The sequence below is a fragment of the Bombella dulcis genome, from assembly GCF_026385505.1.
In the GTDB taxonomy this organism is placed as follows: Bacteria; Pseudomonadota; Alphaproteobacteria; order Acetobacterales; family Acetobacteraceae; genus Bombella; species Bombella dulcis.
The window spans coordinates 71455-91975 of sequence record NZ_JANIDV010000005.1 but is presented as its reverse complement, the minus strand read 5'-3'; the positions used below and the strand labels follow the sequence as shown (position 1 = coordinate 91975).

16 protein-coding genes are annotated in these 20521 nt (G+C 60.5%); 2 read left to right on the top strand and 14 right to left on the bottom strand.

Annotation, left to right across the window (positions count from 1 at the left end; genetic code table 11):
* Positions 1 to 65: 65 nt before the first annotated feature.
* The 6 genes from NQF87_RS07840 to tsaE all read right to left on the bottom strand — a co-directional run bounded on the left by NQF87_RS07840 (position 66) and on the right by tsaE (position 10001).
* Positions 66 to 749: a GcrA family cell cycle regulator gene (locus tag NQF87_RS07840; RefSeq protein WP_266127853.1), complete on the bottom strand. Its 684-nt coding sequence runs from the start codon at positions 747 to 749 to the stop codon at positions 66 to 68.
* A 153-nt stretch (positions 750 to 902) separates the two neighbouring features.
* The gene (rnd, locus tag NQF87_RS07835; RefSeq protein ID WP_266127852.1) at positions 903 to 2093 is read right to left on the bottom strand and encodes a ribonuclease D; all 1191 of its coding nucleotides are present in this window, start codon (positions 2091 to 2093) and stop codon (positions 903 to 905) included.
* A gap of 115 nt (positions 2094 to 2208) precedes the next feature.
* Positions 2209 to 2538: a thioredoxin TrxA gene (trxA, locus tag NQF87_RS07830; protein ID WP_266127851.1), complete on the bottom strand. Its 330-nt coding sequence runs from the start codon at positions 2536 to 2538 to the stop codon at positions 2209 to 2211.
* A 244-nt stretch (positions 2539 to 2782) separates the two neighbouring features.
* Entirely contained in the window at positions 2783 to 6463 is a 3681-nt protein-coding gene (addA, locus tag NQF87_RS07825) for a double-strand break repair helicase AddA (RefSeq protein ID WP_266127850.1), read from the bottom strand.
* A complete protein-coding gene (addB, locus tag NQF87_RS07820) occupies positions 6460 to 9531 on the bottom strand; it encodes a double-strand break repair protein AddB (protein ID WP_266127849.1) in 3072 nt (1023 codons plus the stop codon). Before addB ends, addA begins: the two co-directional genes overlap by 4 nt.
* Complete coding sequence (gene tsaE, locus NQF87_RS07815) at positions 9528 to 10001, bottom strand: tRNA (adenosine(37)-N6)-threonylcarbamoyltransferase complex ATPase subunit type 1 TsaE (protein WP_266127848.1); 474 nt, start codon at positions 9999 to 10001, stop codon at positions 9528 to 9530. The genes addB and tsaE overlap by 4 nt, the downstream gene beginning before the upstream one ends.
* Positions 10002 to 10160: 159 nt before the next feature.
* On the opposite strand from tsaE, the gene NQF87_RS07810 reads away from it, so the two are divergent.
* Positions 10161 to 11189: an NAD(P)/FAD-dependent oxidoreductase gene (locus NQF87_RS07810; RefSeq protein ID WP_266127887.1), complete on the top strand. Its 1029-nt coding sequence runs from the start codon at positions 10161 to 10163 to the stop codon at positions 11187 to 11189.
* Between the two features lie 88 nt (positions 11190 to 11277).
* Here NQF87_RS07810 and NQF87_RS07805 read toward each other — a convergent pair whose 3' ends face one another.
* Entirely contained in the window at positions 11278 to 11571 is a 294-nt protein-coding gene (locus NQF87_RS07805; RefSeq protein ID WP_266127847.1) for a putative quinol monooxygenase, read from the bottom strand.
* Positions 11572 to 11705: 134 nt separating this feature from the next.
* A complete protein-coding gene (typA, locus tag NQF87_RS07800) occupies positions 11706 to 13526 on the bottom strand; it encodes a translational GTPase TypA (RefSeq protein ID WP_266127846.1) in 1821 nt (606 codons plus the stop codon).
* Positions 13527 to 13677: 151 nt separating this feature from the next.
* Between typA and queF the strand changes: the two genes are divergently transcribed.
* A complete protein-coding gene (gene queF, locus NQF87_RS07795; protein WP_266127845.1) occupies positions 13678 to 14166 on the top strand; it encodes a preQ(1) synthase in 489 nt (162 codons plus the stop codon).
* Positions 14167 to 14211: 45 nt separating this feature from the next.
* Here the strand turns inward: queF and NQF87_RS07790 are convergent, their stop codons facing one another.
* The 6 genes from NQF87_RS07790 to NQF87_RS07765 all read right to left on the bottom strand — a co-directional run bounded on the left by NQF87_RS07790 (position 14212) and on the right by NQF87_RS07765 (position 20492).
* On the bottom strand, positions 14212 to 15567 hold the full coding sequence (locus tag NQF87_RS07790; protein ID WP_266127844.1) for an outer membrane beta-barrel protein: 1356 nt from the start codon (positions 15565 to 15567) through the stop codon (positions 14212 to 14214).
* Positions 15568 to 15716: 149 nt separating this feature from the next.
* Positions 15717 to 17303 (bottom strand): carbohydrate porin, encoded by a 1587-nt coding sequence (locus NQF87_RS07785; protein ID WP_266127843.1) that lies wholly within the window; start codon positions 17301 to 17303, stop codon positions 15717 to 15719.
* 199 nt (positions 17304 to 17502) lie between these two features.
* Positions 17503 to 19068 (bottom strand): peptide MFS transporter, encoded by a 1566-nt coding sequence (locus NQF87_RS07780; protein ID WP_266127842.1) that lies wholly within the window; start codon positions 19066 to 19068, stop codon positions 17503 to 17505.
* 55 nt (positions 19069 to 19123) lie between these two features.
* Positions 19124 to 19276 carry an archaellin/type IV pilin N-terminal domain-containing protein gene (locus tag NQF87_RS07775; RefSeq protein ID WP_266127841.1) on the bottom strand — a complete coding sequence of 51 codons (153 nt, stop codon included), beginning with the start codon at positions 19274 to 19276 and terminating at the stop codon, positions 19124 to 19126.
* Between the two features lie 149 nt (positions 19277 to 19425).
* A complete protein-coding gene (locus NQF87_RS07770; protein WP_266127840.1) occupies positions 19426 to 20334 on the bottom strand; it encodes a J domain-containing protein in 909 nt (302 codons plus the stop codon).
* Complete coding sequence (locus tag NQF87_RS07765; RefSeq protein WP_266127839.1) at positions 20334 to 20492, bottom strand: hypothetical protein; 159 nt, start codon at positions 20490 to 20492, stop codon at positions 20334 to 20336. Before NQF87_RS07765 ends, NQF87_RS07770 begins: the two co-directional genes overlap by 1 nt.
* Positions 20493 to 20521 lie beyond the last annotated feature (29 nt).

Genomic DNA, 20521 nt, shown 5'->3' with positions numbered 1-20521 from the left:
GCAAGGCTGTCACTTTACTCGAAGGCGACAGTCTTGCCTTACAATCCCCCCTAAAATGACTAAATTCAATGCCGACGATCTCGAACCTTTACATAGGCGATGGCGGCGTGCTCTGCGCAATACGGTTTTCCTGGGAGCGGCGTTACACCACAAAAATGAAAATCGGGTGCACTAGGATCGCCTATTGGCCATTGACACACTGGTCCTTGGCGAGACGAACGATCCATTACATCACTCACGCAATGAAGCGAAGCCCTCTTTCTCCGTGAAACTTGTTCCCCCGGACGGATAGACGCCTTATCAGCCTCACTTCCTTCAACTCTTCCAGTATTTTTTCTATCTTTTGTCCCCTTTAAAGGAGCCTCAACTTTTACTTTCTTAGTTTCCTTGACCCCTTTCACCCTAACCGCCTTCTTCTCCTCGCCGAACGTCGTTATAGAAGAAGCTATTTTTTCCTCTGTGACCTGAGAAACAGCCCTCCAACCTACCTCGGCGTTTTCCTCTGTCTCTACACTCTCCCTAACCATAACCAGTAGCTTATCAGACCTATCGACACGAGGCTGCTTCCTAGTACCCTCCGCAGCGGCCTTATTACGGATGGGCGACGGGCGCGGCGGCAGCCCCAGACGATGAGCCTTACCGACAACCGCATTTTTCGTAATAGAAAGCTGACGGCCAATCTCTGCCGTCGAGAGACCCTGTTCCCAAAGCTCCTTAAGCCGTGCGATCAGCTCGTCTGTCCATTCCATAGCCATCCACGTTTTCTCCACTCATTTCCACGGCACGTCATCATGGCGATCCTGCACCATGTCTAGCAGAAACCGGGTCAACCCAAAACCAGCCCGCTTTCCTCATCCGATACGCAGCTCACCCGGCCTGCACGGCCATCAGATGGAAAGGCATCACCCTCTGTCCACTACCTGCAACTGCCCCCTGCTGACAAACAGAACTTTCTCCCCTCTGAGCAGGGCCTGGGCCTCATACCCGAACAGCTCGGCACGCCAGCCTTTCAGGACAGGCAGGTCCGTCTCGCCCTGTGCCAGACGCTCCAGCTCGTCCGATGAGGCAATCAGCCGTGCGGCAACACGTCCTTCCTCACTTCGGGCTGTCAGCAGCACCTTGAGCAGGGCCAGCACGCCGGAAGGCGCACGGGGACGCTCCATCCTGCGCTTTGCTGGCGGTTCGGGCCGCTCGCTTTCAGGGCATGCCTCGCCCCGCTGCACGGCAGCCAGCAGATCACGCCCCAGCGCACTTCTGGCAAAATCCGCCGTGACGCCACGAATCCGGGCCAGTACTCCCTCATCATGCGGGCGAGCCACGGCCACTTCCAGCAAGCTCTCATCCCGGATGATGCGCTGACGGGGCATGTCTTCCTGCTGGGCCGCCTCCTCCCGCCATGCGGCCACTTCCCTCAGGATGGCCAGCACCCTGCGGTTATTTGTCCGGGGCTTCAGCTTCACCCACAGCCCTCTGGGATCAGGCCGGAACAAGCTGACTTCGCCCAGAGCCGCCAATTCGCCCTTTACCCAGGAAAGACGCCCCTGCTCTTCCAGCTGACGGGTCAGTGTCTCATAGATGACCCGCAGATGGGTCACATCCGCACTCGCATAGGCAATCTGCGCCTTCGAGAGAGGACGGGCAGCCCAGTCACTGAAACGGTGCGACTTGTCGATGGTCTGTCCCGTCAGAGCGGAAACAAGACTGTCATACCCCACCTGCTCACCAAAACCGGCCACCATGGCAGCAACCTGTGTATCAAACACATTGACGGGTAGCTGGTCGAACAGGTGAAGGAAAATCTCGAGGTCCTGCCGGGCCGCATGAAAGACCTTCACGCAATCCGGCTCAGCCAGCAGGGCTGCCAGAGGAGACAGGTCAATCCCCGGCACGCAGGAATCAATCAGGGCAACATCTTCAACACCACCAAGCTGGACGAGGCACAGGCGGGGCCAGTAGGTCTTTTCCCGCACGAATTCCGTATCAACCGTCACGAACGGTTCGTGGCGCAGCTTCTCACAGAGTGCTGCAACCCCGGCAGATGTGGTGATCAGGACTGGTGCAGGAAAATCGGGCTTTTTTGACATGGCGGCCATCTTACACCGTCCATCAGACGCTGACCATCTCCCCCATGCGCCCCTCACAGAAATGGCCTGCCAGCAGGGGTCATCCCCTCACCAGCAGGCCATCATCACGCCTGACGGAGCGGAATCAGCCGATGTGGGAGTCCAGCCATGCCTTGAGCTGGCTCTTCGGCAGGGCACCCATCTGCTGGGCAACCGGCTTGCCATCCCTGAACAGGATCATGGTCGGGATGCTGCGTACGCCAAATGTCGTCGGTGTCTCAGGGTTGGAATCAATATCCACCTTGGCCACCGTGACACGCCCCTTGTAATCCCTGCCGATCTCATCCAGTGCCGGGGCGATCATGCGGCAGGGGCCACACCATTCCGCCCAGAAATCCACCAGAACGAAACCATCCGCCTTCAGCACATCCGCCTCGAAGCTCTGGTCTGTCACCGCTACTGTATGCTCGCTCATGATATGGTCCTTCCCCTCAACAAATATGATCTCTCACCCTGATGTCTCTGCCATACATCACGAACAGTAGCCACCAGCCGACAAGCAGTGCAGACCCTCACAAAAAGGCATCCAACATTGCGTACTCATCCAGTCCTGTTAACCTTTGCAGACGACCCGTCGAAATGAGAAACAGGTATTATCGTCCTGAGTAACCTGTTTCCTCTATAACAAACGAACGGTAACAGGCCGTTAGCAGGCAGTCTCAGCCGGGCACCATCTTCTGCTCATCCAGCAGGGCCGCAGGCAGTTCCGTCACGGCCGGGCCATCCACCCAGACAAGAAAGCAGCGTACGGGATGACCGGGATACAGCCCCTGCATGACACGCCGGTAACTGGCCATCTGCCCCAGATAGGCCGCCGGAACACGATCCGGCCGGGAGGGAGACCGGCCCGTCTTGTAGTCACAGAGCCAGACCGTCTGCCCATCAAAGCAGAAACGGTCCACCTGCCCCAGGACAACCCGTCCCGTCCCGTCCCCCGGATGGCCCAGCGTGCCGGAAATACCCTGCTCCGCCCGACTCCCCGGACCGAAAAGAGGGGCAAGAACGTCCATCCCCACGACGGACACGACATGCCCCGCCAGACTGACCACATCCGCCTCAGCCAGCCCCGGCATGGTATGCCGCAGCCATGCCTCGGCCTTCCCCTGCCGTTCCCCCGCAGGCAGGTCCGGCAGGAACTGGAGCAGCCTATGTACCAGTGTTCCCCGTTCCATGGCGTCCTGACGGCGGCGGGCAGGCTGGGGAATGACCAGCCCTTCCCGCATGATCTCCAGCGGAGACCGGGCCGCAGGCAGGGGACCATACGCCATCGCCTCCGGCCGACTCGGTGCCAGCGGGCGGGCCAGAGCATCTTCATGAGGCGCAGGCTGCACCTGCCAGTCCGGTGCCTGTCCCATCCAGTCCGGCAGTGCGGGCCTGACGAAAGAGGACCCGGAAGCTCCATCGCCCGTCCATGATGCCGTGACAGGCATCTCCAGCACGAGCTTCTCATCCCCCCAGTCGCCTTCAAAAGGCAGGGCTTCCGCAACGTCAAGCCGTTCCATCCCGGCACGGCAGTAGTCATACCAGCTGGAATCTCTCCCGGCATTTCTGGGTTCCCAGCCACAGATGAGCAGCGCATCACTGGCACGGGTCAGGGCCACATAGAAAAGACGGTTTTTTTCCTCTCTCTGACGGACCTTCTGCTGTGACAGCAGCTCCCGTGTCCGCTCCGTGCCCATCCTGACCTGTGGTATCCAGAGCGGCCCATGTAGGGCATCACCCGCAAGGTTCCCCTCCGGCGGCATGTCGGCTTCCAGTTCCGTCCAGAGAAGAGGATCAGGTCGGCCAGTCGTGCTGGTCGTGTCCGGCAGGATGACCAGACGGGCCTGCAACCCCTTGGACCGATGAACCGTCATGATGCGTACGGCATCAATCTCGGCCTCCACTTCACGTCGGCTGTCCACCATGCTGGACCGCAGCCAGTGCAGGAACCCCTGAAGGGAAGGCGGATGCTGGGTTTCATATGTCAGGGCTGCCGTCAGAAGTTCATCCACCGGCTCGGCAGCCTCTGCGCCAAGACGGGCCAGAAGACGGGCACGCCCCCCCTGCACACCCAGAGCCTGCATGAGAATGTCATACGGCGTGTCGTAATCCACCCGCCTGTAAAGGGCCTGCAGCCGCTGCCACGCCGCCCGCCATTCAGTCCGTTCCTCATGCCTGCGGGCCAGGACACTCCAGAGAGGTGTTCCGTCCCGCCCCAGCTCCCGCCTCTGCCCGTCCGCCGTGGCCAGGGCCATGAGAGACTCATCCGTCAGGTCACCAAGAGGGGATGTCAGCACACTGGCAAGGCTGAGATCATCCTGCGGCAGCAGCAGGGCATCACATAATGTCATCAGGTCCTGCACGGCTGGCTGTTCCACCAGGCCACTGCTGATGAAGCTGGCCACCGGCACATCCCGTGCCTTCAGGGCGCGGATCAACGCCCGCAGGAAGGCAGAACGTTTGGGCACCAGAATCATCACTTCGCCCGCCTTCAGCGGTGCCGTGCCCGGCTGGAGCGGATGACCGATCTGTCCCCTGAGATATGAAGCCAGCGCATCCGCCAGACGCTGCTGGGCACTACGCTGGTCTTCATTCTTTTCCGGTGCCCGCCACGGGTCCAGCACCTGTCCGGCAGGCCCGCCTTCCACACCCGCAGCAGCCACCCTGTCAGCAGGAACCAGCGGCCACAGCTCCACGCGTCCACCGCCGCCGGAACGGGCCGATTGATGCTCAAGCCGGTTGCTGTCCCCCTGTTCCCTCAGGCCATCCAGTGCCTCATTGCCTCCAGCATCCGCATCATCCTCAAAGACGGCATCGACGAATGTCAGCACCGGCTCCAGAGACCGGAACGACACATGAAGTCCCGGCTCCTCCCAGAACAGGCCGGCACTCTGCACACGACGGGCAAATTCCTGCCGCCATTTATGAAACTGCTCCGGTTCCGCCCCCTGGAAGCTGTAGATGGACTGCTTGAAATCCCCCACCGCAAAAACGGTCCGGGGCCGGGGCATTTCCTCCCGCCCACCGGCACCAGAGAAGAAATCCGTTGTCAGGGCACCGGCAATCTCCCATTGCAGGCCGGAATTATCCTGCACCTCATCCAGCAGAAGATGATCTATGCCGCCATCCAGCTTGTACAGAACCCATGCTGCGCCCGGTTCCCGCAGGACATCCCTCGTCCGGGCGATCAGATCGTTATAGTCAACCGTACCACGGCTTCGTTTCTCATCGGCAAAACGCCCCATGACAGGAAGAGCGAGGGCCAGAAAAGCCGTATTGATCTCCAGAAGACGCTGGGTGCGGATACGCTCCTGCATCTCCTGCTGGCGTCTGGCTTCATCCAGAAGACGCTGTTCCAGCCCGGGAGCGGCATTGCGGGCCTTCGCCCCCAGATGACGGCTCATGTTCCTGATCTCGCCCTTCTGCGTGAACAGGAGGGATGTCAGGAACAGCCTGTCCCGTCCGGCAGGTGTCTGCTCCAGCCATGCCAGAAAGGTCCCGAACTGCTCCCGTTTGAAATCCGCCAGCTGGGGTAACGCCGCCTGAATGTCCGCCCGCCATGCCGCTTCATCCTCCAGCCGGCAGGCTTCCACCATCAGCTCTTCCGAAGATTCACTTCCCGCATCAAGAAGCCCTTGATAGGCCTGTTTCAGCCGCTCCGGCCATCGCTCCCACAAATGTAACAGAGGCTGAAGCAGACCGGACTGGGCATTGAACTGCTCCAGAAGCCCCATCAGCCTGTCGAAACCCGTCAGCGTGGCCAGCACCTGCACAGGGTCCTGATTCCGGGCCAGGCTGTCCTCCAGCGCACGGCGGAGAGCCATCTGGCTGTCCGCTTCTTCCATCAGGACAAAATGCGGGTCCAGGGCCGCCTCCAGCGGGAAACGCCGCAGGAGGGACTGGCAGAAGGCATGGATGGTCTCGATCTGCAAACCGCCCGGCGCATCCAGCACTTTCAGGAACAGCCCACGGGCACGCTCCCGTGTGGCAGCCGTGTTGGGCACGTCCAGTGCGGCCAGAGCCTCCCCCAGTTTTTCATCCGAAAGGGACACCCAGTGACCAAGATGGCTTTGCAGACGGTGCGCCATCTCGGCGGCGGCGGCTTTCGTATAGGTCAGGCACAGAATGCGGGACGGTTCTGATCCCCCCAGAAGGACAGGCTGCCCATCCTCACCGATCTGCTCCAGCGGCAGCATGAGGCGTAACAGCCGGTCAATCAGCAGCTTCGTCTTCCCCGACCCGGCCGAGGCCGACACGAAAACGGACGCCATGGGATTCGAGGCCCTTTTCTGCGCCTCATTGGCAGCATCAAGAGCCTTCTGATGATCGGCCTTTCTCTGTCCTGTGCGCTGGGTCATTCCTCATCACCTCCTGACAGACGCCACTCTGCCACACGGGCAAGCTGGGTATAATCACTGTAGCGGGCCTCCCGCCCTGCCCAGGGCTGGGACCGGTAAGGCCGATCCGGATCATCATAATCCTCCAGCAGCGTCCGCAACTGCCCGAGAGCCGGGTCAATCAGTTCACCCAGCGTCACTGAAGCTCTGGCAGACGGAATGACCGTCTCTTCGCCCGCCGTCTCACCACCGCTCAGCTTCCAGTATGTCAGTGCCTCCGTCGCTGCGGCAGGCAGCCCCTCAAAGGCTCCCTCGACCAGCAGGGCGGCCTCCAGCACCAGCTGGGATGACCAGCCTTCAACCACATCCCTGCTGCTGGGAGGTGTTCCCGTCTTGTAATCAAGAATGCGTCCTGTTGGCTCCTGCCCCGGTACGGTCCACAGATCAATCCGGTCGGCCCGCCCCGTGATCCGGAAATCACCCCCCGGAAGATTCCGCAGCGTGTATGTCAGAGAGACTTCAGTATGGGACGTGCAATTCAGCCGTCCCACATGCCGCCAGTGTTCCTGTGCCAGCACCCAGTCAGCAATGCGATGGAGCCGGGGCCGCCACCAGCTGGCAAGAGCCGGATTTACCAGAGCCTCATCAAGCGCATCATCAAAATGGCTGTGCAAGGTCTTTGCAGCATAATCCGGCCATGTACCGGGATGCTGCCGGATCATGCGTTCCAGAGCCGTATGAACGATTTTCCCGTAATCGGCGTGTTCCGCCCCTTCTTCCAGCGGGGCCAGAGCCTTCAGCCCCAGCACATGGCGGGCATAGATGGCGTATGGGTCCAGCTTGAGCGTGTCCAGCTGGGTGATGCTCAGCCGCCGGGGCCGCAGAGGCAAAGGAGGACATGGTGCAGGAGGATCGACAGGCTTTGCCTCCCCGGCGGGCATGTCCAGCATGGTCTGCCATGCCAGTGCCGGGTGAACGGGAAGTGTGATCTGCCGTCCTTCCAGAAATGCTGAGAGACGCATCAGCCACCGGGCCGGAACAGAAGGTGCCCCTTCACGCCGCTGGGCATTGGACAGGATGACCTGCTCCGAAGACAGGGCAGCGGACACGAAGTCATGCGCCTGTGCCCCGATGCGCCGCTCCGGCGATGGCAGGCCGACACGCTGGCGCATCGGGCGGCTCATCCACGGACCGGATTCCGCAATGGGAGGCCAGATGCCTTCATTCAGCCCGCCCAGAATGACCGTATCAAACGCCAGCAGACGGGCTTCCAACACGCCATAGATGGAAATACGGGGATGGGCGAGTTCCACACCGCCCTGATAGCCCCGCAGGCCCGTCAGCGTCTTGCCTGCCATGCTGCCCGTCAGGAACCCCTCCAGCGCACCCGGAGGCTGGGGAGGAAGATCACCCGTATGGCTCATCAGCTCCACGAAATGCCGGGACAGGGCACCACCATCCTCCCCCAGCCAGAGGCGGGAACCGGGACGGGACTGATCGTCCTCATTCCCCTCATCCTTCACCGCCGCAAGACGTTCGGCCGTTTCCAGAAGGGCTGACAGAAGGTCCGGCACACGGGCCGTACCCTCCAGAACCAGCAGGGGCCTGAAGGCAGCCTCCACCTGATCCAGAAATGTCTCGAGACTTTCGGGACTGTCCGGAGCATCAGCCTGATAGCCGTTATCCGTCCTCTGTGCTTCCTGCAACACCCCCAGGGCACGGCGCAGCCCTTCCAGCCCCGGCTGGGGCGCAGGGCCACGCAGAAGCCGCCTCTCCAGCAGGCGGGCACTCGCACGGGCACGGCCGGGACTCATGCCCAGAGCCGACAGCGGATGTTTGAGGACGGAAAGCAGCGCAACCGGGCTGAACCGGGCCGTCACGGCCTGGGCGATCAGCCGCAGGAAAACAGCCGTGGGGGTACGGACCAGCGGTTCCCCCGCACTGTCATCCGCATGGATGCCGAAACGCAGAAGCTCAGCCCGGACACGGTCGGCCAGCCCACGGTCCGGCGTCACCAGCGCACCGGAACGCCCCGGCTGGCTGGCCACATCCCGCAGGATCAGCGCAATGGCCTGCGCCTCCTGCTGCGAATCCGCTGCTGGCAGCAGGCTGATCCCCCGAGGGCGGACATCGCCCACCGGCTGCCCCCAGCGGGAAATGCCCGCCTCCGGCAGCATGACGTACCGGAAGAGATTTTCCCGCTCCGGACGCAGCGGCTCTCCCCACCGGGCAATGTCCGACCGGTCTGCCCCAGCCCGAGACAGAAATTCCTGAAACAGGGCCTGTGGATGGGTCGGCGGGAGCTGCTCCCACAGCCCGTCATCCATGCTGCCATCCATTCCCTGAAAGACCACCATGCCCTGCGGCAGGGCCGCCACGGCCTCCAGTGCCGTTGCCACACCGGCAGAACCATCCACGAACCCCACGGCCCAGAGAGGATAATCCGGTGGCATGTCTGCCCAGAGGCGGGCCTGCGCCTCAATCAGGGCGACCTGACGGGCCATGACGTTGCTGCGCCCTTCCTCCCGAAGGATCGCAGGCCATGCCTCCGTGACGATCGTGAGGAATTCAAGGGTCTTCTGCCAGTGTCCGGCAAAATCATCCGCCACAGCTTTCGGCAGGGCCTCATGCAGGTCCACGCCATTCCGCTCGGCGTCATCCATCAGCTCCGCCAGAGCCTGCGCCAGCGGCCAGACCCGGTCAATCGTTCCGCCATCCCGGCCCGACACGCCCGTGAAGAACGGTGCCGCCAGAATCAGCCGGGCCAGAATGGCCAAACGGAAGACCGGCCCCACGGCGGGCGGCACGGTCTCATCCACCGTCATGGGGAACAGGCTCTGCTGCTCCACATCCCCCAGAGCGACAATGGCCGGGAGCAGGGCCGAACGACCATCCAGAACCCTCAGAAAGGCCTCCATGAGGGCACGGGCCACACGGCGGCCGGGAACCAGAATCGTTCCACTGTCACCACCACGCCGGTCCAGCCCCCCATCACCGCCCGCACGGGCCAGCCAGTTCCGTGCCACCGTATCCAGAAACGGACAGGATGCCGGAATGGTGGCAATGTTCAGCGGGCGGGACCGTGTCATCGGCCCTGCCCTCCTTCCAGAAGAGCAGACAGGGCTTCCAGCCGTTCCTCCGGCCATCCACGCAGGGTCACGATCCGTTCCTGCTCTCTCACACCCTGCATGAAATGAAGGTGGAGGGCACTGGCTGGCAGAAGGTCTCCCGCACGATCGGGCCATTCCACCACCATGACACTCTCGCAGGCATCATCCCATGACAGCTCATAAAGTTCATCAGAACTGGACAGCCGCCAGAGGTCGTAATGGAATATCAGGCCTATCCTCGTATTATAGGGCTGCACCAGCGCAAAAGTCGGGCTGGGAACCTCCAGAGCTTCATCCCCGGCCAGACTGCGGATGAGTGCACGGGCAAAGGTGCTCTTGCCTGCCCCCATCTCTCCCTCAAGGGCCACGCAATCCCCATACCGCAACATGCCTGCCAGATGCCACGCCAGAAAAACCGTCTGCTGCGGCGATGAAAGATGCATTTTCATCAGAAGAGCTGCCCCGTATCACGACCTTTGAAACATCCGCCAGCATTGCCGAAGCCTCACCCGGACACAAGACTGGTATAGCTGGCTCCCCCGGAAGGAAAGGGCGGCATAAGAACAAACCTCTACTCTGCAAGGCGAAAAATGCTTATGAATATGCGCATGATACACGAAGCCTCTACCCACACGACAGATGTCGCCATCATTGGCGCAGGCCCAACGGCGCTTTTTGCCGCTTTTGAATGCCGGATGTTACGCTTGGACTGCATCCTGACGGATGTTCTCGACAGTGTGGGCGGGCAATGTGCCACCCTGTACCCGGAGAAGCCGATCTATGACATTCCGGCCCATCCCTCCATCGCGGGTGGAGACCTGATCACCGCCCTTGAGGAGCAGATCGCCCCCTTCCATGTGCCCCGCCTGCTTGGCAGCCGGGTCAGCCATCTGGAAGGTGAAGCCGGAGCCTTCACCCTGAAGAACGAGCGTGGCGATACCATCCATGCCAAAGCCATCATCATCGCCGCCGGTGCCGGTGCTTTCGGGCCGAACCGCCCTCCTCTGGAAGGGCTGGACGCCTACGAACGCAGCGGTACCGTGCAGTATTATGTGAAAAAGCGGGCCGAATTCACCGGCAGACGCATCGTCGTGGCAGGCGGTGGAGATTCTGCCCTGGACTGGGCACTCTCCCTCTCCGACATTGCCGAGAAGGTCTATCTTGTCCACCGGCGGGACCGCTTCCGTGGAGCACCGGAAACACTGGCCCAGATTGATGCGAAAATCACCGCTGGAGCCATCGAAAAAGTCGTTCCCTACCAGCTGCATGGCCTGCGGGGCGACAATGGCCAGCTGACCCATGTGGACCTCATCGCCATGGATGACACGATCCGCTCTCTGGAAGCTGACGTGCTTCTACCCTTCTATGGTCTTTCCACCGATCTTGGCCCGGTTGCCTCGTGGGGACTGGAGACTCAGCGCAGCACCATTGCCGTGAATCCGGCCACCATGCAGACCAGCCTGGAGGGCATCTTCGCCATTGGTGACGTGGCCCAATATCCCGGCAAGATGAAACTGATCCTTCAGGGCTTCTCCGAAGGAGCCGTGGCCGCCCATGCAGCGCATCATGTCGCCCATCCTGACAAGGCCCTGCGCTTTGAACATTCCACAAGCCGGGGCCAGCCGGGCACACCCTGATACGGCCCTGACCATCCTTCACTAAAAAAAGCAGGTGCCCGGACCGGGTCACCTGCTTTTCTTTCATCCGCCTGATGGCACGTCCTGTTCAGGCAATTTCCTTCAGAAAGACGACCTTTGAGGCTCCCCCTTCAACAAGGGTCTCGATCGCCTTGTTGAACACACGGCCATGCTCGGTCCCCATATGCGCCCTGAAAGCAGCCTCATCCCGGTAGCTTTCCTCAACATGGAACAGGTCCGGCTCATCCTCCAGCGTGTAAACAACAAACCGCACACAGCCCGGCTCGGCCCGTACATTCCCGGCAAGGGCTGTCAGCAGACTGGCAACTTTCTCCCGATGGCCGGGCAGTGCTTTCATGGTGGCGTATAGGCTTCTGGTCATGACGTCATTCCTTCCTCATTCCATAAGATGACACCATCATGCCACAAGGAAACAGCTACAATACAGTCCGAATACAAAAAGGCCGGAGCAGATGCCCCGGCCTTTTCTATAACCCGAAAACGGATGCCTGAACCTCAGCCCTTGGCACCACGGGCAGCGCGCTTACGTTCATGCGGGTCCAGATAACGCTTGCGAAGACGGATGGCAGACGGTGTGACTTCCACCAGCTCATCATCCTCAATGTAGGCAATGGCCTGTTCGAGGCTCATCTTGCGGGGCGGAACCAGCACGACGGCGTCATCCTTACCGGAAGCACGCATATTCGTGAGCTTCTTCTCACGCACGGCGTTCACTTCCAGATCATTCTCACGGGAATGCTCGCCAAGGATCATGCCAGTGTAGATCTTCTCACCTGCATCCACAAAAAGCGTCCCACGATCCTGAAGGGAGAAGAGCGCATACGGCGTGGTTGCACCATCCTCGGCAGAGATCAGGGAGCCATTACGGCGGCCTTCAATCGCACCAGCATGAGGCTGGTAGGAATGGAAGAGACGGTTCATCAGACCGGACCCACGGGTGTCAGTCAGGAACTCGCCATGATAGCCGATCAGGCCACGGGATGGAATCATGAATGTCAGACGGACCTTATCACCGCCGGACTGACGCATATCCTGCATCACGCCCTTGCGCAGGGACATTTTCTCCACGACCACGCCGGAATAAGGCTCATCCACATCGATGACGACTTCCTCGAAAGGCTCTTCCTGCTCACCCGTCTCCGGATTCTCACGGAACAGCACACGGGGACGGCCGATGGTCAGCTCAAAGCCTTCACGGCGCATGTTCTCGATCAGAACGCCCAACTGAAGCTCACCACGGCCAGCCACCTCGAAAGCCTCGCTTTCCGGGCTGTCCGTCACCTTGATGGCCACGTTGCCTTCCGTCTCCTTGAAGAGACGATCACGAATCTGACGGGACGTCACCTTCTTGCCTTCACGGCCACCCAGCGGACCATCATTGATACGGAAGGTCATGGAGAGGGTCGGCGGGTCAATCGGTGTGGACGGCAGCGGCGCATCGATGGACGGGTCGGCCAGCGTATCAGGAATGGTGGCTTCGGACAGACCGGCAATGGCGACGATGTCGCCCGCTTCGGCTTCCTCGACAGGCACACGGTCCAGACCACGGAAGGACAGCAGCTTGGTGATGCGGCCTGTTTCGACCACACTGCCATCAGCACGCAGCGCACGGATCGGCATGTTCACCTTGGCACGGCCCTGCTCGATACGGCCCGTCAGGATACGGCCAAGGAAGTTGTCGCTCTCCAGAATGGTGGACACCATGGCGAACGGCTTGTCCTTGTCCAGCCCCGGGCTTGGCACGTGCTTCAGGACGAGGTCGAACAGCGGATGCAGGTTCTCACGGGGGCCTTCCAGCTCCGTATCCGCCCAGCCCTGACGGCCGGAAGCATAAAGCATCGGGAAGTCCAGCTGCTCGTCATTGGCACCAAGGGCGGCGAAAAGGTCGAACACCTCATCATGCACTTCGTCCGGGCGGGCATCACCACGATCAACCTTGTTGACGACGACCATCGGGCGCAGGCCACGGGCCAGAGCCTTGCCCAGCACGAACTTCGTCTGCGGCAGGGCACCCTCGGCGGCATCCACCAGAATCACGGCACCATCCACCATGCTCAGGATGCGCTCCACCTCGCCACCAAAGTCGGCGTGGCCTGGCGTGTCGATGATGTTGATGCGGGTATTCTTCCACACGACGGAGGTACATTTGGCAAGAATGGTGATCCCGCGCTCACGCTCGAGATCATTGCTGTCCATCGCACGCTCGGTGACGGCCTGATTCTCACGGAAGGTACCGGACTGCTGGAGCAGCTGATCGACGAGTGTCGTTTTCCCATGATCGACATGGGCAATAATGGCAATGTTACGGATGTCCATGAACGATCTTTCAGGAAGTGACAGATTGGGACAGAATGGTGCCCTTACTGCACCGAAACTGATTTTTTTGCAAATCCGAACCGTGTATTAAGCCGCACAGCATCAGATTTCATGCCATCATCTTTTCATTCAAGCGACAGAGGAGCCGCCCATGCCTGACCATCACCCCAAAGGCCCCACCACCCCCGGCACGGAAAAACTCAGCCAGCTTGGCCGGCAGACCATCCAGCCGGAGTCGCCTGAAGTCGCCGAACTGGAACGTGTCCCGGCTCCCCACAAGGGGCGGCGTTATGTCGTCCGCTTCACGGCACCGGAATTCACGTCTCTCTGCCCGGTGACGGGACAGCCGGATTTTGCCCATATCGTCATCGACTACATCCCACGGGACTGGATCGTGGAGAGCAAGTCCCTCAAGCTCTATCTCACCAGCTTCCGCAATCACGGGGCTTTCCATGAGGACTGCTCCGTGACCATCGCCACACGCCTTGTCGAACTGCTGGACCCGGAATGGCTGCGCATCGGGGCCTACTGGTACCCCCGTGGCGGCATGCCGATTGATGTCTTCTGGCAGACAGGCCCCGCCCCGGCTGATGTCTGGATTCCCGCACAGGATGTTCCCGGCTATCGGGGACGTGGCTGAAACCCCATGATAGGGCACGGAACAGACCGTGCCCCATTCCGTTCCTCAGAAACCGAGCGTCACGTCTCCACCGATCAGGATGCGATTCTGGTGCCGGAAATCAGCAAAGGGACGGGTATTGTTTAAAGAGCGATCAAACCGGATTTCCGGGCGTATCTGAAGCAGCTTGACGTGATGGCCGATATTCGGCCGCCATACGGCGTTGAAGGACAGGTCTCCATAAGTCGTTGCCGGGGCCGTGTAGGTACGGGCGGACAGGCCCAACAGTGACCGGCCATAGCCCGTATCCTCCGGATACTGCACGACAAACTGGCCCGTGCTGTCCCGATACACTTCCGCACGGGCATTGAAGGTCAGGGTCGGGGTTGCTGCATAGGCTCCCCAGACAACGCCACTCCACGTATTGGCATCCAGCCCTTCATCATGCACCTGCGTAGCCTCAGCCGTCAGGCTCCATTCTGGATTGATCTGCCATGTGGCATTGATGTCATTCCAGAAACGCTGCGCCTCATGCGCCCGGTGGCTGCCCAGAAGACGGCGGGGGTCTTCCGGCCCGACACGCAGCAGATAGGTCACGGACAGGGCACCCCCAGCCAGCTGGCTGGCATTGAACCCCACATAACCCGCCGGCTCACCATTATTGTTCCCACGCCCAAAAGATTTCTGGTTCCCCGCATCCATTCCGAACAGGACGGCGTAATGTGAATTCAGGTGCCATTGCCCGTAGAATCCGACATGCTCGAACGGATTGGAATACTGCGCCGTATAGGACATGGTGTAGAAGGCACGCCCTGCCGGGTTCAGCACTTCCACCCCCATGGGGGAGGACAGGATGCCCAGCTGCATGTCCAGCCCGTCTTTCGTCAGCCACGGCATGTGCAGGGCAATATTGGCCTGAATGGGGGTCAGCTGGTAACGATGATGGTCCAGCCAGCGGTCTGAAATCCCCGTGATGATGTAGGCTCTGGCATCGGAGCCATAGAGCATCTGGATATTGGCCCCCAGACCATAGCCACCACCAATCGGGTCCACGGGCTTGGTGACCGTCAGGGCCACCTGATTGAGCATCGCCGTATCACTGTGAGATTGCAGAAGCTGGCCGAAATTCATGCCATTCTCAGGATGACCCGTATTGGCCATCGCTCCACCTTCTATCTGAAGGCCGACATCAATGTCGGAGAACCAGCTCTTCCCAGCTGATGGGACCGTAGCAGGCTGCACGGCACTGGAAGCCGCTACCGGAGCCGGAGAGGAAGCCGCCATGCCGGAAGCGGCAGAGCTGGCCAGCGTGGCCTGAACCGGCCCTCCCTGCTCGCTGGGAGCCGCCTGCGCGCCTTCCAGCCCCAGATCAGCTCCGCCACACAACCCCATCATCATCACAAAATACCGCCAGTGCCGCATGACCCATCCTGCCTATTGTTCCGCTTCCGTAAGTATATCCATCTTCTGAAAAACGGGACAACAGCAAAGCAGCCTTCCGGAGCAAAAAACCGGACATGAAAAAAGGGGCCACGCAGATGCATGGCCCCTCATCCACCGTCCCTCATCCCTCAGAAAGAAATCGAGGATTCCAGATCAATCAGCATGGCATCCTTGTACCGCTTCACGGCTCCCGGACTCCAGAGATACTGAAGCCCCGGCCGCAGCAGCAGCCAGCGGGTGGGGCGATACCCGTAATTGAGTTCAATGGCTTCTTCCGAATGGGGAGCATACAGCCCGGCCCCCCGGCCCGTATGCTGGAGATGCTCGATCCAGTGCGTGACCTTCGGATTGGCCCAGAGGGCCTTCATGCCAAGGCTGATCGTATCATCGGGGCGGCTGGCAAAGGTGCCCTTGCGGGTAATACCGGCCGTCACGAAATAAGGAGCAATGGCCGTACGAGGGTCACCCCATGTGAAGGAGGCAAAAAAGGCCGTGCCACGGTGCGGGTCAGCCCCGTCACGCTGCAGCATGCGATCAAACTGGAACCATCCACCAAACCGCCCCCGCACCTTGGAGACTGGTGCATCCTGCGCCGCTGATGCCGGAATGTTGTACGTCCCCATCTGGCCATAGACATTCTTGACCTCGGATGTGTCCCAATATCCGCCAATCTTCACGTTCGTCTGCATCGGGCCGCTGTAATCGTCATTTCCGCCCTGGTGCCAGCCAAGCTGGAACGGCAGGAAGGTACCCGTCGCCCCATGCAGGTTCATCTTCCAGCCATTCCGCACGCCGGAAATCGTCGGGTCCACACTGTAAGCCCCGAACTGCACCAGATAATGGTCATTCCCTGCCGGATAAAGCTTGATCCATGCTCCCGGATGGGCCGTCGGGTAGAAACCGTACCCTGAATTCATGGCGATGGACTGGGGCATACCGCAGATGCCGTTATTCTGAAACTGACAGTACAGATTGGCTCCCCAGTAGGTGGAAGACTGCTCGAAGTCATTCTCCGTATTGATTTCACCAACCTCGGTCTGCACATAATTGTTCCAGTGCATTTCCCAGCTGAGACGGCCAAGGCGCATGGTCTCACCAGCACCGTAAATCTCCATCGGACTGTCGATGACAGGCAGCGTATTCCCCAGCCCGGCCCCCTGGCGGGCCAGGGTCAGGAAATGCAGCACACCGGCATTGAAGGCGACACCCGTCAGCTTCTTCAGGTCGAAATCCAGAGACAGGGCTTCCTCATCCGCATAGCGGGCCGCCCTGGATTTGCCTCCGAACGGATTCCCTGCCGTATCCTGAAAATAACGCCCGCCGACGGTCACACCATGATCAGCCAGCCAGCTCCGTGCCCCCCACGGATCACCGAAGAAACCATCCTGATTGACGAAATCATGCCAGCTGTTGGGGAAAAGACCCTTCTGCTTCTCCGGAGCCGCCTGCTCGGACGCCCCGCGAGAGAAGACGTCTCCCGGAATGGGAATCGGCACGGAACCGAAGGCACGCTGCTCATTCCGGGCCGGCGCACCAAAATTCCCCGCCTTCAGAAGTTCCTGACGCTGTGCAGGCGTGACATCCCCACTGGAGGCTGCTGCCTGCACCACACCCGGTGAACCGGAAGCGGTGCTCTGGGCAAAAGTGGCACGGCTCCCCAGCATCAAGGTAATACCTATTGCCGCTGCACCAGCCTTTTGCCACGTTCCACACATATACTAGCCTTCATAGCCGTTGATCTGAGAGGGGCCAAAGGCTAGGCGCGTCACGGCAACCTTCAGCACGACATGCCGGACAGGCTACGGAAAGCACTGCGGCAACAGACAAGATTGCCCCCTTTATATAAATTTTATCGCTAACTTCCAGTGGTGAAATTTGTCTGTACCGATCCAGTCCTGTTATATTGCGTCAAGTTCATGTGACTGTTACCGGCTTTTTCACCATCTGTTCACGGTGCTTCTGCCCGAGGCGACGGGTATAAGGCAGCAGCACCGCCAGCACGGCACACAGGCCGACACATCCCAGAAACAGCCCCCTGAACAGGGCCACATAGCCCGCCAGACTTCCACCACCATCAGCAGGGACGCTGGCGAGGTCTGCCACCAGACTCCCCAGATACATGCCAATCCCCCAGAGCAGGAACAGTGCCCCCATCAGCACCGCACTGACACGGGCCGGGGCATAGCGGGCCACGATCGCCAGACCGAGACCGATGGTCAGAAGCTCCCCGAGCGACATGGTGCCATACCCCGCCACCATGACCCACGGCGAGACCAGACCCGTGCTGTGTCCTGCGGCCAGCCACCAGATGAGGAAGGCCAGCCCGACCAGAGCATAGCCACACAGTATTTTTGCAGCCGGGGGTGCATCATGCCCCCTGCTGGCACTGCGCCGGTACAGCCATGCCAGAACAGGACTGAACAGCATGACGGCAATCGGATTGAGTGCCTGAAACTGACCTGCCGTCATGGTAAACAGCCGATAAGGCCCCAGCTGATAGACGCCGGAAACATCCCGCATCGCAAACAGCGTCAGGGATGTCTGCATCTGCTGATAGAAAATCTGATAGGCCATTGTCTGCGCACAGAGAATGTAGGCCAGAAGCAGCCCCGGCCTTTCACTTTCCTTGGCCCGCAAATAGAGCCAGACCCAGAGCAGGATCAGCCCGACTCCCGCCAGAATGATGCAGAGCCGGACCAGGGCCGGGCTGTACAGCACCCAGGTGCAGAAAACCCAGACAAGCAGGACAGCCAGCAGAATTCCCACACCCAGCCCTCCTTTCTGCACGGGGCCGGAGAGACGCTCCATCCACGGCACGGGCATGACGGTCGGCCCGTGACGCTTCACCGCCTCGACCGCCCGCCCAGCCAGAAAACGGCGCATCCGCCCACCCCGCACGGCATAATAGCCCAGCCCGACCAGAAGCCCCCCAGCGCAGGCAAGGAACGCCACGGCCGCCCCGTAACGCTGCTGAAGCCAGGGCATCAGCAGCATGGAAACGGTCGAACCGACATTGATGGCCATGTAATAGAGCGTGAAGGCGGCATCCAGTGCCGTGCCATCTCCGGCATAGATACGCCGCACCAGCGTCCCCGCATTGGGCTTGAACAGTCCGTTGGACAGGGCAATCAGTGTCAGGGCGGGGAGAAACACGGCCTGATGATCGAGCGACATGGCCAGCAGGCCATAACCTGCCATCAGGCCGAACGCCCCCATGAGCATGGTCCGGCGTGTACCGAGGCCCTGATCCCCCAGAATCCCGCCCAGTACCGGAAGGCTGTAAATAAGGAACCCCAGCCCGCCCTGCATGAGATTGACGTCATGATCCCGCATGTGCAGCTGAGCGACCATGAAGACCGTCAGGACGGCCTGCATCCCGTAATAACCGAAACGCTCCCACAGCTCGATGGCCATGACGACGGCAAAGGCCCGCCGTCGGGCGGAAAGGAAAGTCGCCGCAGAGTGCTGTTGATCGGTCATGAAGGCACGCATCCGTTACGGGAAAGAAACTGATCTTCCTTCCCTAGCGCAAAAATCAGCCGCCTGCGAGATGGAACCCGTTGACATGTGAAACGCCAAGCAGGCCCAGCACGCACAGGGCCACGACAAACAGTACGGCCACGAGTGCCCCCAAAATACTAGACTGCCTGATGCGCTGCCAGAAAGACACTCCCCAGACCATAGCCATCTGTCCTTTCCCTGCCTGCCCCGGCCCGGTGCGGCCTTCAACATGACGAAGGCAGGTCTTCACTACCCAGAATGGGCCGAATACCTGCCTTCCTCTTTTCACGCTAACATAGCCCCGCTTCAGCCAGGGTCTATATAATATTTTAACCTTTAATCAGAAGTTTCTTCTCCCGCTTCCTTGCGCATGAGGGCTTCCAGCTCCGGCGAAATGCTCCCCAGCACGACCCGAAGCGTGACAAGCAGATTCCCGGCCTCATGACGCTTGTCGGCAGCAATGCCACGGCCACCCAGACGCAGGACCGTACCACTGTCAGAATGCGGCTTGACCTTCAGGGCAACCGTTCCGGCCGGAGTGCGGACATGAACCTTGCCCCCCAATACAGCCGTCTGGAGATCAATGTCCTGCGTGACACGAAGGTCACGGCCCTCACGCTTATAGTAAGGGTCCTCCGCCACATGAATCTTCAGCAGCACGTCACCAGCAGGACCGGGGCGACCATCCATGCCCGGAGGGCCAGCCTGACCCTTCCCCTTCAGCCGCAATGTCTTGCCATCCTCGATACCGGCCGGAATGGCCACGGAGACCTCACGACCATGCCCGAGGCTGACTTCCCGGCGGGTACCCAGCGCGCATTCCTCCATGCTGATGCGCAGCTCGCCATGCAGGTCTTCGCCACGGCGTGGACGGGCAGACCGGAAACCGCCGCCTCCACCGAAGGCCCCGAAGATGTCCCCCAGGTCTTCCGGATTGAAACCACCACTGAAACCGCCGAACCCGCCACCGGGGCCACCAGCTCCGCCGCCACCAAAGCCACCACCGAAAGGACCACGGGCCTGCCCGTCAGCGTCTATCTCGCCCCGGTCAAACTGTGCCCGCTTCTCCTCATCGCCAATGACCTCATAGGCCTTGCCGATTTCCTTGAAGCGTTCCTCCGCCTTCGTGTCACCGGGATTGCGGTCAGGATGATACTGCTTGACCAACCGCCGGTAGGCACTGCGGATTTCCTTGTCTGAAGCTGTCCTGCTTACACCAAGAACCTTGTATGGGTCAGTCGCCATTACTGTCCTGTATCCTCCAGTTCCGTCGTCTCCAGCAGGTTGATCAGCACGGCCAGAACCCTGCTTCTGGAATAACCGGCCGTTTCTGCCTCTTTCATCAGAGTCTCCACCCGTGGGCGCAGGAAATCGGCGGCTGACTCTACTGGCGCATCTGTCATGAGAAAAAACCTTTCTTTCCTGAAGAGGT

Bases quoted from the DNA above. Each gene is read 5' to 3' on its own strand.
- tsaE (WP_266127848.1), bottom strand. From the start codon at position 10,001: ATGAAAATGCATCTTTCATCGCCGCAGCAGACGGTTTTTCTGGCGTGG.
- NQF87_RS07780 (WP_266127842.1), bottom strand. From the start codon at position 19,068: ATGACCGATCAACAGCACTCTGCGGCGACTTTCCTTTCCGCCCGACGG.
- NQF87_RS07770 (WP_266127840.1), bottom strand. From the start codon at position 20,334: ATGGCGACTGACCCATACAAGGTTCTTGGTGTAAGCAGGACAGCTTCA.
- NQF87_RS07785 (WP_266127843.1), bottom strand. From the start codon at position 17,303: ATGTGTGGAACGTGGCAAAAGGCTGGTGCAGCGGCAATAGGTATTACC.
- addA (WP_266127850.1), bottom strand. From the start codon at position 6,463: ATGACCCAGCGCACAGGACAGAGAAAGGCCGATCATCAGAAGGCTCTT.
- NQF87_RS07805 (WP_266127847.1), bottom strand. From the start codon at position 11,571: ATGACCAGAAGCCTATACGCCACCATGAAAGCACTGCCCGGCCATCGG.
- NQF87_RS07810 (WP_266127887.1), top strand. From the start codon at position 10,161: ATGATACACGAAGCCTCTACCCACACGACAGATGTCGCCATCATTGGC.
- addB (WP_266127849.1), bottom strand. From the start codon at position 9,531: ATGACACGGTCCCGCCCGCTGAACATTGCCACCATTCCGGCATCCTGT.
- trxA (WP_266127851.1), bottom strand. From the start codon at position 2,538: ATGAGCGAGCATACAGTAGCGGTGACAGACCAGAGCTTCGAGGCGGAT.
- NQF87_RS07840 (WP_266127853.1), bottom strand. From the start codon at position 749: ATGGAATGGACAGACGAGCTGATCGCACGGCTTAAGGAGCTTTGGGAA.
- rnd (WP_266127852.1), bottom strand. From the start codon at position 2,093: ATGGCCGCCATGTCAAAAAAGCCCGATTTTCCTGCACCAGTCCTGATC.
- typA (WP_266127846.1), bottom strand. From the start codon at position 13,526: ATGGACATCCGTAACATTGCCATTATTGCCCATGTCGATCATGGGAAA.
- queF (WP_266127845.1), top strand. From the start codon at position 13,678: ATGCCTGACCATCACCCCAAAGGCCCCACCACCCCCGGCACGGAAAAA.
- NQF87_RS07765 (WP_266127839.1), bottom strand. From the start codon at position 20,492: ATGACAGATGCGCCAGTAGAGTCAGCCGCCGATTTCCTGCGCCCACGG.
- NQF87_RS07775 (WP_266127841.1), bottom strand. From the start codon at position 19,276: ATGGCTATGGTCTGGGGAGTGTCTTTCTGGCAGCGCATCAGGCAGTCT.
- NQF87_RS07790 (WP_266127844.1), bottom strand. From the start codon at position 15,567: ATGCGGCACTGGCGGTATTTTGTGATGATGATGGGGTTGTGTGGCGGA.